The sequence below is a fragment of the Clostridium sp. DJ247 genome (assembly GCF_014231265.1).
Genome location: NZ_JABAIW010000001.1, coordinates 152,588 through 167,554, shown reverse-complemented (window position 1 = coordinate 167,554; position 14,967 = coordinate 152,588). Strand labels below are relative to the sequence as shown.

17 protein-coding genes and 2 pseudogenes are annotated in these 14,967 nt (G+C 30.7%); all 19 read right to left on the bottom strand.

Going from position 1 to position 14,967, the window contains the following annotated elements:
• Positions 1 to 54: 54 nt before the first annotated feature.
• The 19 genes and pseudogenes from HGI79_RS00780 to HGI79_RS00695 all read right to left on the bottom strand — a co-directional run bounded on the left by HGI79_RS00780 (position 55) and on the right by HGI79_RS00695 (position 14,951).
• Positions 55 to 384 carry a hypothetical protein gene (locus HGI79_RS00780; RefSeq protein WP_185648807.1) on the bottom strand — a complete coding sequence of 110 codons (330 nt, stop codon included), beginning with the start codon at positions 382 to 384 and terminating at the stop codon, positions 55 to 57.
• On the bottom strand, positions 377 to 1,069 hold the full coding sequence (locus HGI79_RS00775) for a response regulator transcription factor (RefSeq protein WP_185648806.1): 693 nt from the start codon (positions 1,067 to 1,069) through the stop codon (positions 377 to 379). Before HGI79_RS00775 ends, HGI79_RS00780 begins: the two co-directional genes overlap by 8 nt.
• Before the next feature lie 346 nt (positions 1,070 to 1,415).
• Positions 1,416 to 2,405 carry an MFS transporter gene (locus HGI79_RS00770; protein WP_185648805.1) on the bottom strand — a complete coding sequence of 330 codons (990 nt, stop codon included), beginning with the start codon at positions 2,403 to 2,405 and terminating at the stop codon, positions 1,416 to 1,418.
• 501 nt (positions 2,406 to 2,906) lie between these two features.
• The gene (locus tag HGI79_RS00765) at positions 2,907 to 3,170 is read right to left on the bottom strand and encodes a hypothetical protein (RefSeq protein WP_185648804.1); all 264 of its coding nucleotides are present in this window, start codon (positions 3,168 to 3,170) and stop codon (positions 2,907 to 2,909) included.
• A 21-nt stretch (positions 3,171 to 3,191) separates the two neighbouring features.
• On the bottom strand, positions 3,192 to 4,442 hold the full coding sequence (locus HGI79_RS00760; protein ID WP_185648803.1) for a DNA polymerase IV: 1,251 nt from the start codon (positions 4,440 to 4,442) through the stop codon (positions 3,192 to 3,194).
• 563 nt (positions 4,443 to 5,005) lie between these two features.
• On the bottom strand, positions 5,006 to 5,353 hold the full coding sequence (locus HGI79_RS00755; RefSeq protein WP_313885162.1) for a helix-turn-helix domain-containing protein: 348 nt from the start codon (positions 5,351 to 5,353) through the stop codon (positions 5,006 to 5,008).
• A gap of 139 nt (positions 5,354 to 5,492) precedes the next feature.
• Positions 5,493 to 5,711, bottom strand: coding sequence for a DUF2922 domain-containing protein (locus HGI79_RS00750; protein ID WP_185648802.1), 219 nt, complete (start codon positions 5,709 to 5,711; stop codon positions 5,493 to 5,495).
• A 46-nt stretch (positions 5,712 to 5,757) separates the two neighbouring features.
• Complete coding sequence (locus HGI79_RS00745) at positions 5,758 to 5,982, bottom strand: DUF1659 domain-containing protein (RefSeq protein ID WP_185648801.1); 225 nt, start codon at positions 5,980 to 5,982, stop codon at positions 5,758 to 5,760.
• A gap of 148 nt (positions 5,983 to 6,130) precedes the next feature.
• Entirely contained in the window at positions 6,131 to 6,571 is a 441-nt protein-coding gene (locus HGI79_RS00740; protein ID WP_185648800.1) for a hypothetical protein, read from the bottom strand.
• A 158-nt stretch (positions 6,572 to 6,729) separates the two neighbouring features.
• Positions 6,730 to 6,876 (bottom strand): annotated as a pseudogene (locus HGI79_RS22615) (MmcQ/YjbR family DNA-binding protein); the annotation flags it as partial.
• Positions 6,866 to 7,192, bottom strand: coding sequence for a serpin family protein (locus HGI79_RS00735; RefSeq protein WP_185648799.1), 327 nt, complete (start codon positions 7,190 to 7,192; stop codon positions 6,866 to 6,868). The gene HGI79_RS00735 and the pseudogene HGI79_RS22615, both read right to left, overlap by 11 nt.
• Before the next feature lie 77 nt (positions 7,193 to 7,269).
• On the bottom strand, positions 7,270 to 7,926 hold the full coding sequence (locus HGI79_RS00730) for a flavodoxin family protein (protein WP_185648798.1): 657 nt from the start codon (positions 7,924 to 7,926) through the stop codon (positions 7,270 to 7,272).
• Between the two features lie 635 nt (positions 7,927 to 8,561).
• The gene (locus HGI79_RS00725) at positions 8,562 to 10,724 is read right to left on the bottom strand and encodes a sensor histidine kinase (RefSeq protein WP_185648797.1); all 2,163 of its coding nucleotides are present in this window, start codon (positions 10,722 to 10,724) and stop codon (positions 8,562 to 8,564) included.
• The gene (locus HGI79_RS00720; protein WP_185648796.1) at positions 10,702 to 11,394 is read right to left on the bottom strand and encodes a response regulator transcription factor; all 693 of its coding nucleotides are present in this window, start codon (positions 11,392 to 11,394) and stop codon (positions 10,702 to 10,704) included. Before HGI79_RS00720 ends, HGI79_RS00725 begins: the two co-directional genes overlap by 23 nt.
• A gap of 277 nt (positions 11,395 to 11,671) precedes the next feature.
• Entirely contained in the window at positions 11,672 to 12,859 is a 1,188-nt protein-coding gene (locus HGI79_RS00715; protein ID WP_185648795.1) for a PLP-dependent aminotransferase family protein, read from the bottom strand.
• 132 nt (positions 12,860 to 12,991) lie between these two features.
• A complete protein-coding gene (locus HGI79_RS00710; RefSeq protein ID WP_185648794.1) occupies positions 12,992 to 13,525 on the bottom strand; it encodes a flavodoxin domain-containing protein in 534 nt (177 codons plus the stop codon).
• A gap of 332 nt (positions 13,526 to 13,857) precedes the next feature.
• Positions 13,858 to 13,980 (bottom strand): annotated as a pseudogene (locus HGI79_RS00705) (efflux RND transporter permease subunit); the annotation flags it as partial.
• Positions 13,981 to 14,254: 274 nt separating this feature from the next.
• On the bottom strand, positions 14,255 to 14,494 hold the full coding sequence (locus HGI79_RS00700) for a PhzF family phenazine biosynthesis protein (RefSeq protein WP_185648792.1): 240 nt from the start codon (positions 14,492 to 14,494) through the stop codon (positions 14,255 to 14,257).
• Between the two features lies 1 nt (position 14,495).
• Entirely contained in the window at positions 14,496 to 14,951 is a 456-nt protein-coding gene (locus HGI79_RS00695) for an acyltransferase family protein (RefSeq protein WP_395939488.1), read from the bottom strand.
• Positions 14,952 to 14,967: the final 16 nt, after the last annotated feature.

Here is a 14,967-nt window from a genome sequence, read left to right as displayed (position 1 = left end):
ATAACTTCGCTCTAACCCTCAATAGAAACAAAAACCATAGTTCCGCTAAATTCATCAAGTACCTTCTCTACTGCTTCCATCCAAAGCAGAAATGGAAGTTTCATCATAGCCTGTATATACATTATCTTTCCCATTTACTGCATTATCTATAATACCATCAACGGACTTAACAACTAGTGTTACTTTTTTCTTCAACAGAACTACAAATAAAATTGATAATAGTAATACAAAAAAAGCATATGTAAGTATAACAAAAATAAAGTTTAAATTTTCAATGTTATCAGCATGTAATAAAAACACTACAACTGCTAAAGTCAATAATAAAAATAAGCCTCCAAAAATAAAATAAATCCTGTGAAATGATGCCGGAGTAATCTTACTCATTGATCTCACCACCAGACCACATATATCCCATGCCATATATTGTTTTTATATATTTAGGAGAATTGGGATTATCCTCTACTTTATTTCTAAGCCTGCTTACTGCCACAGTTAGTGCATTTTCATCAACATATTCAGCTCCATCAGTCCAAACTTTATCAACAAGTTGTGACCGTGATAGAATACTGCCTTTATTAGCTAAAAAAACTTTAAGAAGCCTTTGCTCTGTTTTACTAAGAACAAAACTCTCATCATTCTTGGTAAATTCCATAGTTTCAAAATTAAACACCATATTATCTATTACAATTTTATTGTCAGTCTTTAAGTTCTGGGAACGTCTTAGTAATGCCATTACTCTTGCACGCAAAATCATAAGACTAAAGGGCTTAGTAATATAGTCATCACCACCAAGCTCTAGACCTGTAACCACATCAATTTCCATATCATTAGCAGTGAGAAATATTATAGGAATTAGGGATGTTTTGCGAATTTCTCTACAGAGTTCAAATCCGCTTCCATCAGGTAAATTTACATCGAGGATAACAAGATCAATTGATTTATCTGATAATATTTTCTTAGTCTGCTGAATATTATAAGCCTGCTGAATGTCCACATCCTTTTGACGCAGCGATAACATAATTCCATTGCTTAAAGTAACATCATCTTCAACTATAAGTATTGTTAGCATAAAACCGCCCTCTTCTTAATACAATCTATAATACCACTAACGAATAATTATCGGTAATTCAACTAAATTATATCATAGGTATATATGCAATTCTATAAAGCTATATAATTATACTTCTCATTAATTTTATTCAATAGCCCTAAAACAAATGTTCTAAGGTTTAATATACTATGCTAATTATGGCTGTATCGACGTTTTGTCTCCATAAACACTATAACAATTATTGATATCAAACTAAGGGCAGATGAAAAATAAAACGGTAACCTTATAGAACTTGTATTCAAAATTCTTCCCAGTAATCCAACAACAATAGGAGATAAAAATTGTCCTAAGAATAAAAAACTGCTTACCACTGCAAGTGCAAAGGTAGTATTTTTTTGATGTGTGCTTTTAGCTGTGTGCTTTTAGCTGTGTTAAGCATTATGAGCGGCATTAAAATACCTAATCCTGCACCTATAAAAATTACTCCTAGTACAACAATATATATGCTATTTGCAAGACTTAATAGTAAAAAGCCTATAAGCAGGGATGTAAGTGAAAATATTACTGTGCTCTTTTGTAAATAATTTATTATTTTCGAAAAGCTCATACCTAACAAAAATGATGAAAATGTCATCAGGGAAATCATAACCCCTGAAGTACCAGCACCGCCTATTCCTTCATTGGTTAAGAAAAGAGATAAATTAGTTGGTACAGTATAAAATATTATTGTTATAATAAACCCAGAAAAGGCCATTTTAAATACATTTTTACTTAGTGATGATTTTTCTGTTTGAATTTCAGCCTTTCTTTCAGGTTCTGGTAACGCAAAGATTACTAAAAGAAAAACAAGCACACCCATAAAATATACTCCAAAGGAATATCTCCAGCTTATTGCAGCCAATAAACCTGAAGCAAGTGTAGCTATAATGCCACCTAAGTTATTAACAGCTGCTGAATAACCTATCATTTTAATTCTTTCTTCATTAGTGAAGAAGTCTGCAATTAACCCCGTGGATAGAGGCATAATAAGACCTACTCCTATGCCAAGAATAGCTCTAAAAAACAAAAGTTCATATATTGTTCTTGCAAATCCACCGCCGATGCCGCCCAATATATACAGGCACAGCCCGATTATTACAATAGTTTTTTTGTTCAGCCTGGATACAAGTTTTCCGGAGATTAAAGTAAAAGGAATAATAAAAAATGCTGGTAATGTTAAAATCATTTTTATAAAAACAGGATTAACATCGCTAAAGTATCTGCTTATTATCCCAAGTGCTGGAGCAACAGCGGCTCCTGACATAACTGTCAATAAGGAGAGTGATAAAATCGCTAGTTTAAAAAGTTTTTTCATATTATTCCTCCAATCTATATTTACCTGTTTCATTTATTGCCTTTTCAGACATTATTTTAAGTTTTTCAATGATTTCATTAATTTCATTTGCAGTAAAATCTATGGAAAAAGTTAGGTGGACAAGTTGGGAAAGCTTCTAGTCTAAGGGAAGGCGTAAAATAAATAAGCCCGAGTTTAACGCTCAGGCTTTATTTTATTAATAATTTTTTCTTTATATGTAATCTATCTACAATCTTAGGAGAGAAAGCATTGCAAATTATGAACAAGGCAACAGAATGTGTAATAAATACTAATTAACTTTGAAATACTTTTTGAGTTTGTCCAGTCTACATGAATACTCTTCTTCAGAAAAATAGCTCATTTCTTTCAATTCCCCTAAAATCTTTATCATATACGTTTAATCAAGTTCATAATATTTTACCATTTCGGTTTAACCAATATAAGAAAATTTACATCTAAAAAACTATATACTTTTATTATATTATAGAATAATTATAACTTCTAAATTTTATATAATATCCATTTACAAGTTTGCAACTCATACTTAATTTCAAACTGCTTCTGAACATTATCAATTAAACTTTGGCACCTGAACACAAGCATAGGGTTACCTGCTAATTTTTCAATTTCCTTGACAATAACTTTATCTACTTTTATTACCTTCACTGTTTCATCTTCTGCTTGTAGTCTAAATCTTAAAGGTCTTACATCGCCCTTATTATCAGTATAAGAAACTACTTCAATTGGCTGTGCTACAATTTTCATTATGTTAATACCCACCTTCCCTTATAACATAGAACTCATTAATGGGTAGTCCTCTTCTCCTACCCCTCCACACATAGAACTTAAACCTGAATGTAAAAAGCATGACCTAAAAATAGCTTTATGACCATACCTTAATCTAATTTCATCAACTACTTTATTTATCTTGTTGTCCTTATCGTAATTAAAGGTATCTAGCAAAGAATATTGATGGTAGTCATTATTACAGAAATCTGTTATATGGACCCCTAAATGCCTTATTGGGTTGCCTTTCCATACATTATCAAATAGATAACAAGCTACCTCATATATTTTTCTTGTAGAGTCTGTAGCTGTACTTAGTTTCTTTTGGCGTGAGTAAGAGACTAAATCATTACCTCTTATACTTATAGAAACTACAGTGCAGCAGTTATGTGAATCCCTTAACCTCATACCTACTGTTTCACATAAAGATAACAATACCTTATGTGCTGTTTCTTTATCCTCTATATCAAAAGCTGTTGTAGTAGAATTACCTATACCTTTCATACCAAAATAGTTACTCTTTCTGACTTCTGAGTGATCTATCCCATTAGCATAATTCCAAATTACTTGTCCATGACTCTTTAGTTTATTCTTTAAAATCTCTATATCGTAGTTTGCTAAATCACCTATTGTGTTGATGTTTAACTTATGTAGTTTGGGTGCTGTAGCTCTGCCTACCATGAATAGGTCTTCAACCGGCAGTGGCCACATCTTCTGCTTTATCTCATTTGGAAATAAAGTATGAATCATATCTGGCTTTTTTAAGTCAGATGCAACTTTTGCCAATAGCTTATTATTTGATACTCCTATGTTGACTGTAAAGCCAAGCTCTTTCTTTATTCTCTTTTTTATAGTTTCAGCTAACTCCATATAGTCAGGATATAAATTCTCCATGTTAGAAAAGTCTAAGAAACTTTCATCTACAGAAAATCTTTGTATGTTAGGTGTATACTCTTGTAATATTTGATGCATAGCTGAGCTACATTGCATGTAAAGCCAATATCTTGGAGGTACTATTACTACCTCTGGACACTTTATTCTAGCATTATATAAAGTTTCACCTGTCTGTATACCAAATTTCTTAGCAGGTATTGACTTAGTTAAAACAATACCATGCCTGCTTTCCTCATTTCCACCTACCACAGAAGGTATTGTTCTAAGGTCTACTTGTTCTCCTTGCTGAAGTCTATAAGTTGCTTCCCAAGATAGATATGCACTGTTAACATCAATATGGAAAATTAATCTGCTCATAAATAAAACCTCTTTATTAATTTTTATAACTCAATTAAAGGAACATTCGTTCGTATTTATTATAATTATATACTTTTTCCATATTTTTTATAAGTGTTTTTTTAAATTTTAATGTAAAAATTATAAAAAAATTTTCCAATTAGTTTTATGTATGATATTAATAAAACCGTAAACATTAATATCGTGAGGAACATAACAGTTGAATCAAGACTTATATATGCTCCTAAATGGGGTGTATATAGGTCGGCCAAAGACGATATATTTGGCTCATATATTATCAGAGGGAAGATTTTATAGGGTAAAGAAGCTATAGATATAGAGTTTAACAACAAGTATCTAGTAATTAGTGCAAAGCAAGATAGATGCTTCATTTAGTAAAGCATAGTCTTTAAAAGAATACATTTCAAAATATGCTACACTAGTATCATCTAAACAATATATTTTTTCACCATTATAAATGACTTGAACTTTGAATACAGTAAATGCATTTTTTAAGTTTATTAAATCTACCTCATTACAGCATAATAAAGATTAATTAAGAAATGCCATTAGACATTCCTTAATTAATCTTTATTTGATTCATTTTGATATTGCATGTAGTGTTTGCCAGACCATTCCTCAATCATCTTTAGAGCAGGATACAGTTCTTTACCTCTTTCAGTAAGATAATACTCTACTTTTGGCGGCACCTCTGGATAAATCACCTTATGTATTAATCCATCCTCTTCTAATTCTCTAAGCTTTTCATTAAGTACCTTTTGACTAATGCCACAGGTTATTCTTTGAAGTTCAAGAAATCTTTTTGCTCCATCTCCAAGATGACATAGTATAACAGCCTTCCATTTGCCTCTTATAAATTCAAAGCCTAAGTCTAGCATACATACGTATTGCTTTTCTTTGTAATCAATCACTATTTATAACCTGCCCAATTATTAGTTTTTATCAATATAATGAATAAAAATATATAAAAAAGGCGTATGCAGAACTATGTCCTGCATACACTTTTTAAGAGCTTTTGATGGCATTGGTTAAATTATCTATGACTTCAAGCTACTTTACTGTCAACTCAGTAGAGGTCTTATCTATAATTTCCGCAGAATCCTTATACTTTAAATCTCCTCCAGTAGATGTAAATATATTATTAGCAATTATTACATCCATAGCAGAAGCCACCTCTACAGCAGATAAATCCTCTCTTACACTGTTAACCCTTACTGCTACCTTTTTACCCTCTTCATTTAAAAAGTTCATAACTAATATTTTACTCATACGGTTTCCCCCTTTTAGTTAAATTTCTCCTCACATCCTACAATGCTTATAAATTTGTTATGCCGCTTTGGTCTTCTCTTACCACTTCATTTAAGGTTTTTCCAAGAAGCTTTTGAATTTCTAGCGCCACATCATATATACCTTGTTCTGTAGCTGTTGTTTTTATCTTTGAGAACCTTTGATTTTTAATTACTTCTTTTCCTTGTGCATCCACCCCATCAACATATTTTACAAGTAGAGTAGTCTGCAGTTTTGTTGCTGTTGCAGCCATATTTATCAACCCCTTTCACTTAATATATACACAGGTATATATTAAGTAGGCAGAAAAAATATAAGTTTCAGAATTATAATACCCATATTTTCGAAATATGGTAGATTTATGCTTAAGGAACCTTATGAATAAAGTACGGCGTAATGAGCTAAATAAGATTTTGTTTTTTTAAAATCTTATAGAATGTGTAGGAAATAAGTAATGAAATAAAGTATGAAAAGTATGTTGCAATTATATTCCAATGATTATAGTAAACTATTCTACCAATCAATAATCCACATCCCTCTATTAATGTTATTATTAAGCTCATTATAGGTAATCCAACACAAGCTCTAATATTATATTCTCTCATAAGTTCAATGATAATACATGGATAAAGGCAAAACAATCCTATGTTAAATGGTATTGCTGAAAGATTAACAAGTTTAAATGGATATAGGTTCCAAAAGTAGTAGAATCCTAAATCGTCAACTATAAATGATATAGTACTAGCAAAGGGAGCAATATAATATATAATCTTACGTTCACGAACAATAATTAAGGCAATTACCCAAGGGATAATAAAACCTAATATAATATTTAAAGTCATAAAAGACACTCCTATAATAGTATTTTAGACCAATAATATTATGATGTTAATTTTGTAATTAGTTATTCATAAAAAATTATCTATAAGAAATTAATTAGATTTTAATATTTTATTTAGTACGTAATTCAAAAATAAATACTAGTTATCTTCAAAATATAAATAATAGCTTTCTTATATTTATCTCCACCCTGCATGGCGAAGATTTTTCCTACTATGAAGTATCTTGTTGCATCCCATTCTAGCTTAAAGTCTTTTTCTGCTCCTTTTTTAGAAAGGCAGTATTCATCAAGCCATTCATAGAAAATAACTTACATATCCTCGTCTTTTCATGTTATCAATACTTATTTTCTTACCGTTAGATAGAGTGAATTCCTCTTTTCTTGTATTATTAAGCGAAAATTCATGTTGCCATCTTCCCTTAAAATATAAGGAATTAATTAAAACTGCAGTATCATACTCATCTATGCTATCAATAATTTTCTTAATTTGGCCATTAGTAGCTTGCTCCACCCATTTATTTATCTTACTTACAGTATCAGCGTTACTAAAATCCTCTGAATTCACCTGTGCTGAATAATATTTTTCTGTTATATCTTTAAAATCATTTATAAAAAGAACCATAAGCAGATTAATTAATTAAAACTCCACTTACAGTTCTTATATTTACTTTTAGGAATATCTAATTCTTATATTCATTCTTAGTCAATGCTGTCTTGCTGGGCAAATCTGACGCCCATATCAAACGCTTTTTTACAATCCTCCGGGAACACTTCTACGCGTCGTCTTTTTTTCTCTTTTTCATTGAATCTAGATGTTTCATATTTGGAATAATCATCAAACTGATAGGTATCTGTAACAAACAGTGATTCCGAAGCTCCGAAAATCCGCTTAATTGCCATTTCCGTACCTTTCAGATTCTGCTCATATCCAAGCTCCCCCATATGACTCTGGTTTACATTCATCGTGTAGATAAAGCCTGTGGGTATTCTTTTTTTGAAAAGAGTAGAATAGTTCGCATCATATACTAAGTACTGGAACATCAACCGTTCAAGGAAAGACCTCATCTCTCCCGTGGTCATTCCGAAGTAGATTGGCGAGCCCAGAATGATGGCATCAGCATCCTCAGCCTTTTTAAGGATCGGTTTCAGTTCATCCTTTACTGCACACCTGCCATAACTTTTGCCATCTTTCAATTTACAGGCAAAACAACTGATACAGCCTTTATAATTGTAATTATATAGATGAATAAGTTCTGTCTCGGCTCCCTGTGAAGCTGCACCTTCAAGTGCATGATTCAGCATAGTCGCAGTGTTCCAATTTTTTCTTGGACTTCCGTTAAAAGCAATCACTTTCATAAAATAACCTCCATCAATTTACTAATTGTCGCATTGCCACTTATAAAATCATACAGCTCACTTGAAACAATTAATTTTTGAAAGTGGCACTCACCTCTCCTCAAGATATTCGTAAGTGTAAATGTGCTTTTCACCTTTACAAAAAGTAAAAACATTCATGAGTAACCTTTTTCGGTTTCTTTTACCCCGAAATGATTCTCATGCTATAATAATAAATACTATAGCATTATTTTACAAGTAGGTACTTAATTGTTGTATAGTACCAATTTGTATACCGTAAATTAACTTTTAGCTAAAGAAAATATGAGAAGTAACAATAATGCGGTATTAAAAATAAAAGTAGATAATTGTAACATAATTACATGTTAAAGAAAAAAAGTGTCTGTAGAACTATGTCCTGCAGTCACTTTTTAAGAGCTTTTGATGGCATTGGTTAATCTATTTATACTGACTGACAACCCTTTAAGCTTTCCATCTAATGTAACCAACAGATATAATGAAGTGGCTTCGACAAGCATTCCACCTAAGTACGGCAACTCCTCACCATCCATTAGAATTTTATTTCCTCTATTTAGTCTTCAACTATATAATTTTGATTTTAAAACTGGCAAAAGAAAGAGAATAGATATAATTATTTACAACCCATTAAATTGTACTATAGCCTTAAATAAATCACCATCAATTTCAACATTTAATTTACCACCCTGAAGCTCCACAATACTTTTTGCTATGGTAAGCCCTAACCCAGATCCTTCTTTATTTCTAGATTTATCTCCCCTTTTAAATCTCTCAAAAATCTCATCCACATTAAAATCAAGTTCATAGGAAGAAATGTTTTTCATAACTATTTTTATTTTATTTTCTTCTTCCACTAAATCAATATATACTCTGGTGTTTGGTTGAGAATATTTAATTATATTACTTATTAAATTCTCAAACACCCTCCAGCTTTTTTTTCCATCCAAATTTGCGTAAATATGCTTCTTATCACAGTTAAACTTAAGTGTTAAACATGAACTTTTAAATTTTTCATCAAACTCCGCCATAGACTGCTTTAATAATTCTGTCACATCTACCTTCTCAATATTTAGCTCCACTGAACCACTAGACATTTTTGATGCTTCAAAAAGATCTTCGATAAGAGTCTTAAGCCTTTCAGACTTCCTATCCAAAACTTCAATGTATGATTTAATTTCTTCAGTAGAAAGTCCATCTTTTTTTAACAAATTTATATAATTTATTATGGAAGTCAGTGGTGTTTTTAAATCATGTGATACATTGGTAATAAGCTCAGTTTTAAGTCTCTCACTTTTTATTTCACTTTCAAGAGATTTTTTATAGCCTGTTCTCATGTTATTTATATTGTAAGCCAGCTTAGCAATGCTATCTTTGCCTTCCTGTTCTATAACATAATCTAAATTTCCTGAAAGGATTTCCTCTGTTCCTTTTAATATTTTATCTATATAATCTGATTTTTTTAATATATAGAATAAAGCTGTAATTAGAGCTGTAAACTGATATATCACACAAAAGATTAATAAGCGTTCTAGCTTAGTTCCATGTGGTCCAAACATATATTTTGATAATGTTACTACTCCTGTAAATAAAGTAAATATACCAATAATAAATATTTTCTTCCTAGTACTATGAATAAGCAGAAACTTTCTATAGAATAAGCTGTCTTCCCACTGAATTAAAAGCTTCTTTCTATCCTTAATAAATGCTATACATCCTTTTATATTATAAACTAAATATACAATGTATAGTGTTATAAAAGTAAGCCTAATAGCTTGGTCTATAACAGATTGTTTGTAAAAAAAGTCACTATTAAACTTATAAAGCCACATCATAAAGCTGTAAATAATAAACATAACTATTCTTAAGTCTAAAGGTATTTTTACATAGGAGCCTTTTATTCTATCTATAAGAGCTATTTTAAATTGTTCATGTTTTTTTACAAATACTAATACAAATAAGCCTATAAGTACTGAAACTCCAGCTGTTATACTTTCCTTTATAACTTCAGTTCTCTTAGAAACATCCTGCTTGTAATTCTCAATCAACTCACTGTATCCCTGTACTTCCTTTGGAATTATTAAATATCCTTGGCAGTTATTTTCCCTAAACCGCCTATTAATATCTTCAAATTTACCATTACTTTTGTCCTGATAAGGAAATTCTTCAACATGCAGTGCTTTTTCTATATGAAAGTCTATACTAATGCTCCTATCTAAGTTTGTATATGTTTCTCCGGTCTTTATATTATTAATATAGTACTTTATGTCTGGTTTTTCCTGTATATATGTTTTTAGATTTTTATATTCTACATCCGAGTTTTTTACTACTTCTTTTTTCAATTCTTCTTCAGTTTTTGTGTTTTCCTTTTTAACCTCATCCAGTTTTTTATTCTTTTCCTCCATAAGACTGTTAACCTTATCTTTATTGCCATTTCGTTCTGCATCTACAATTAATTGACTATATTCATTATAAACCGCGTCTTCCTTATCCTTTAATTGAGAATTATATCTCCTTTTTAGTTCCTCTAATTTATCTTTATCAACCTTATCTGCATCAGATTTTAGAGAATAATCTTTTAAAGTATTGTAAAAAGTAAATACTTTACCTGAGTATTCAGTTAACTTGTTTTTAAAATCTTCATTACTAAAATAAAATTCATTTGTTAAATAACCGCTATTCTTCATATAATCCTGTGCTGACACTAACGCCAAACTTAACATATAGAAACCTATAATAAAACTAGCTATGTATATATACTTATTTTTCAATTTTATACCCAATTCCCCATACCACCTTTAGATACCTAGGTTCTCTAGGATTAATTTCAATTTTCTCTCTTATTCTTCTTATATGTACTGCCACAGTATTTTCTGCATTATAATAAGGTTCTCTCCATGCTTTTTCATATATTTCCTCAATTGAAAATACCTGTCCCTTATTCTCCATTAAAAGCTCTAATATCTTATATTCAATAGGAGTCAGCCTTATTTCCTGCTCGTCCACAGTAACCATTTTCGTTTTTTTATTTAATATAAGACCACCCACGCTTATGTTTTCATCACTTTCCTTATAATGTCCAAGGTTTATATATCTTCTTAATTGTGACTTAACCCTTGCCACTAGCTCCAACATATTAAAAGGCTTTGTAATATAGTCATCAGCCCCTATATTAAGACCTAATATCTTATCTGTATCTTCTGATTTAGCTGAAAGCATTATTATAGGAATGTTTTTATTTTCCCTGATTTTAAAGGTAGCTTTTATTCCATCAAGCCTAGGCATCATAATGTCCATTATTATTAAGTGAGTTTCTTCTTCCTCTAAAATTTCTAAAGCCTCTATACCATCCTTGACCTTAAAGACCTTTATACCTTCATTTGTTAAATAAATTTCTATAGCTTCTCTTATTTCTTCTTCATCATCAACTATTAACACATTATACTTAAGCATATTTATGTCATACCATCCTTTCTTTAGTAAAATTATATCATCTTTCCACCTCCTTACCTAGGCTATGAATTAAGCATACAAAGCATTTCTAACAAATAACTTATAAAATTTCTTACAAATTTCTTAACAAATATCATGAATTAGAATATGAAAAATTTCACAAATAAAAACCATCAAGACGTAAAAATACCGTAAAATTCATTTTAATGAATTTTACGGTATTTTAATAAATTATAAATCCTTATAATACAATTCATTTACATTACAAGCATAGTTGCTATATACCCTTTATAGTCTCTCTTATTACTTTTGCTAACCTCTTAATACCTTCTTCAATCATTACTTCATTGGAATTTGTATAGTTCAATCTTAATGTATTGGTACCTTTTTCATTAACATAAAATGGATCACCAGGTACAAAAGCAACATTTTCTTTAGCCGCAAGGTTAAATAAATCCAACGATGAAACTCCTTCTGGCAGGGTTACCCAAATGAACATTCCTCCTTCAGGTTTTGTACTCTTTACTTCCTCTGGGAAGTACCTTTCAATCATTGATACCATGCAGTCCCTTTGGCCTTTATACAATTGTTTTATTTTTTTTATATGATCTTCAAAATCATTATCCATTAAATATTGATGCACTACTCTTTGTGAATAATAATTACTATGCAAGTCAGCCGCTTGTTTTGCAATTATTAATTTTTCCATGATCTCGCCTTTGGCACATATCCACCCTAACCTCATTGCTGGTGCCACTATTTTAGAAAACGACCCTAGCATAATTGAGTTATCCTGTAAATAAGTTCTTATAGGAGGTAAGTCTTGCCCCATAAATCTCAACTCTCCATAAGGATCATCTTCAATAAGAACCGTATCATATCTTTTTAAAATATTTGCAGCCATTTCCCTCTTTTTTGCTGAATATGTAATACCAGAAGGATTTTGAAAATTTGGAACTGTATAAAGTAGTTTAGGCTTGTGTACTTCCAGAGCATTTTCTAATGAATCAATATCAATTCCATCACTTTGCAAAGGAATAGAATTAAAAACTGGCTCAAAAATTGAAAACGCCTGTATTGCGCCTAAATAACCCGGACGCTCTATAAGAATATTGTCATTTTTATTCAACAATACTTTCCCTATTAAGTCAAGTCCTTGCTGTGATCCATTTGTTATCAATATCTCCTCAGGATCAACCTTTAATCCAAATCTTTTAAAATACCTTCCTGCAATGTATTGTCTTAAAGGAAGGTAACCTTCAGTTGTGCTATATTGAAGCACAGTGTTACCATTTTCATTTAAGACTTTTTGTGACGCCTCTTGGACTTCTTTAACTGGGAAAGACAATGGATTTGGAAGACCACCAGCAAATGATATTACTTCTGGATTCTCAGTTACCTTAAGAATTTCCCTTATAAATGATTTTTGAACTTTATTCATCCTTTCAGCAAATACTATACTCATTAACACTCCACCACTTTTCTGAAAATATATACATGTAATAGTAACATATTACAAACTTAAATTCAAATTTACAAGTACAATGAGCCATATTGGAATCAAGTTTTTTATCAATTGTGACGATTACAATGAAGTTTACGAAGTGACATAAGTGATTATTTCATCTATATTCTTCTTTCTTGTAAAATCGGTTGGTTTGTCGTAGATGGTGAGCATACCTCTTTCATCAGGTGTTGATTTCTTTTTCCCTTTTATTTTCCATTTTATCTTCCATTTTAGTAATGTCATAAGCACTTTATCGAAAGGCTTCAATTTACTATAATCAAAGCCACCTCGTAAATAAAAAAAACGTATATATTTTTGTTGCTCTGAAGTAAAGTTTTTGTTTCTCACTTCACTTATTACCTCTTCTCTTGAGGGTGATGCTCCCGTTGCAAAGACAACAACCTTTTTACCTTTAAGTTTGTCTAAGTTTTGTGTTATCAACTTTACGCCGTTGATACCAACGGCATACAAACTCCCGCCGTAAATCACAGTATCATAGCTCGTCAGCATATTGGTAGTAACCTTTGAGAATTCAAAAATATCAGCTGATAACTCTTCGGCAATCCATTCAGCATATTTCTTTGCAAAACCTGTTTTTGACTTGTATATTACCACAGTCTTCATTCTTTTCACCTCTCAAAATATAAATTTTCTTAGCATTAATTTGCAATTTTAACTTTTATCAAAATTATAACATATTTTTCATATTACTTATCACTATTTTTATCTAACATAATAAATATTTTTACTATGGTATTATTCAGTTTTCAACGATTTATGATTTACTTTCTTTTACCTTACTAGTTCTATATAAAAAGCTACTCCACCTTCTTCGTTACTCACCCACATCTGTCCCTCATGTGAGTCTACAATTTGTTTCACTTAGTATTTTTCATGCTATTGTCCCCCTACCATATTTGTTTTTGTTGCTTTTTTTCTTTTAAAAAACTTATTCATGTCATCATTATTGGTCTTAATCTGGTAGTTCCCGCCTCAATAAGTGCTTCTCTTAGGTGCATGCCTCTTTTCATAAGATTATTAGTATAATCAATTAATAAGGTTCCGTTCTTTGAAGATAGTGACCATTTCATCCCTATTCATTCTTAATTGTTCCTGTGGACTATTACCTAGTGATATTTGTGCTATTTGGTCAAGAGAAACTTAAAGTCCAGATGTATTAGTTATCTTTACGGAAGACATTTCTACCCCAGTTAGCTTTATACTCCGTAAAAATATTGCAATCTTCTATAATACCAAAACCTAGCATCTCATCATTTTCTTCTAATATATAAATTTGATCTAGTAAAACACTATTTTTTAGAGTATCAAAAAAGTCTTCTGATAACTCTTCTATTATGATGCTAACAATGTATGAACTGAACCCGTAACTGGATCTTCATTAACTCCTGCCCATGGATTAAAATACCTAGATATAAAGTCATATTTTTCATTTCCTCTACAAGTAACCCCAATACCTTTTGCATCCATTTTAAATTCTAAACATTTCATTTTTTCAAAGTTAGGATTTAATTTTAATACTTCGCTTTCTGTTCTTAAATGAATAACAAGTTTTTTGTATTTTTTCCAAAACAACTTAAATTATTCTGTTGACACATGGTATCTTCCTAATTAAATAACTTACAGTATATGTTATTATTATTGATAGGAAACTTACCACAATAAATTTTCCTACCGCTCCACAAATAATTACCTTATCTAAACTATACTGAATGGCTAAAACTATTGGAAAATGGAATATATATGCCGCATATGAGGTTTCAGCTAATAATCTTGCGATAAACGAAGTATTATTGATTTTTTCTCTAAAAAAAATGATTAGACCATAACATATAAAAACTGCCATAAATGATTCATAAAAAGCCCAATTAAAAAACAATATGTTTCTAATTGATTCAGGGAAAAGATAATGTAAATATACAATTGCAGCCATTATAATACCGCCTGTTAAAGCACTATAACCTATTCTCTTATCACATTTTAGAAACCAGTTCTTTCTAAATGCTATTATTCCTGTAACAAAAAGTATTATATACTGCGGAAGATGT

Bases quoted from the DNA above. Each gene is read 5' to 3' on its own strand.
- HGI79_RS00780 (WP_185648807.1), bottom strand. From the start codon at position 384: ATGAGTAAGATTACTCCGGCATCATTTCACAGGATTTATTTTATTTTT.
- HGI79_RS00775 (WP_185648806.1), bottom strand. From the start codon at position 1,069: ATGCTAACAATACTTATAGTTGAAGATGATGTTACTTTAAGCAATGGA.
- HGI79_RS00770 (WP_185648805.1), bottom strand. From the start codon at position 2,405: ATGAAAAAACTTTTTAAACTAGCGATTTTATCACTCTCCTTATTGACA.
- HGI79_RS00765 (WP_185648804.1), bottom strand. From the start codon at position 3,170: ATGAAAATTGTAGCACAGCCAATTGAAGTAGTTTCTTATACTGATAAT.
- HGI79_RS00760 (WP_185648803.1), bottom strand. From the start codon at position 4,442: ATGAGCAGATTAATTTTCCATATTGATGTTAACAGTGCATATCTATCT.
- HGI79_RS00750 (WP_185648802.1), bottom strand. From the start codon at position 5,711: ATGAGTAAAATATTAGTTATGAACTTTTTAAATGAAGAGGGTAAAAAG.
- HGI79_RS00745 (WP_185648801.1), bottom strand. From the start codon at position 5,982: ATGGCTGCAACAGCAACAAAACTGCAGACTACTCTACTTGTAAAATAT.
- HGI79_RS00740 (WP_185648800.1), bottom strand. From the start codon at position 6,571: ATGACTTTAAATATTATATTAGGTTTTATTATCCCTTGGGTAATTGCC.
- HGI79_RS00735 (WP_185648799.1), bottom strand. From the start codon at position 7,192: ATGGTTCTTTTTATAAATGATTTTAAAGATATAACAGAAAAATATTAT.
- HGI79_RS00730 (WP_185648798.1), bottom strand. From the start codon at position 7,926: ATGAAAGTGATTGCTTTTAACGGAAGTCCAAGAAAAAATTGGAACACT.
- HGI79_RS00720 (WP_185648796.1), bottom strand. From the start codon at position 11,394: ATGCTTAAGTATAATGTGTTAATAGTTGATGATGAAGAAGAAATAAGA.
- HGI79_RS00715 (WP_185648795.1), bottom strand. From the start codon at position 12,859: ATGAGTATAGTATTTGCTGAAAGGATGAATAAAGTTCAAAAATCATTT.
- HGI79_RS00710 (WP_185648794.1), bottom strand. From the start codon at position 13,525: ATGAAGACTGTGGTAATATACAAGTCAAAAACAGGTTTTGCAAAGAAA.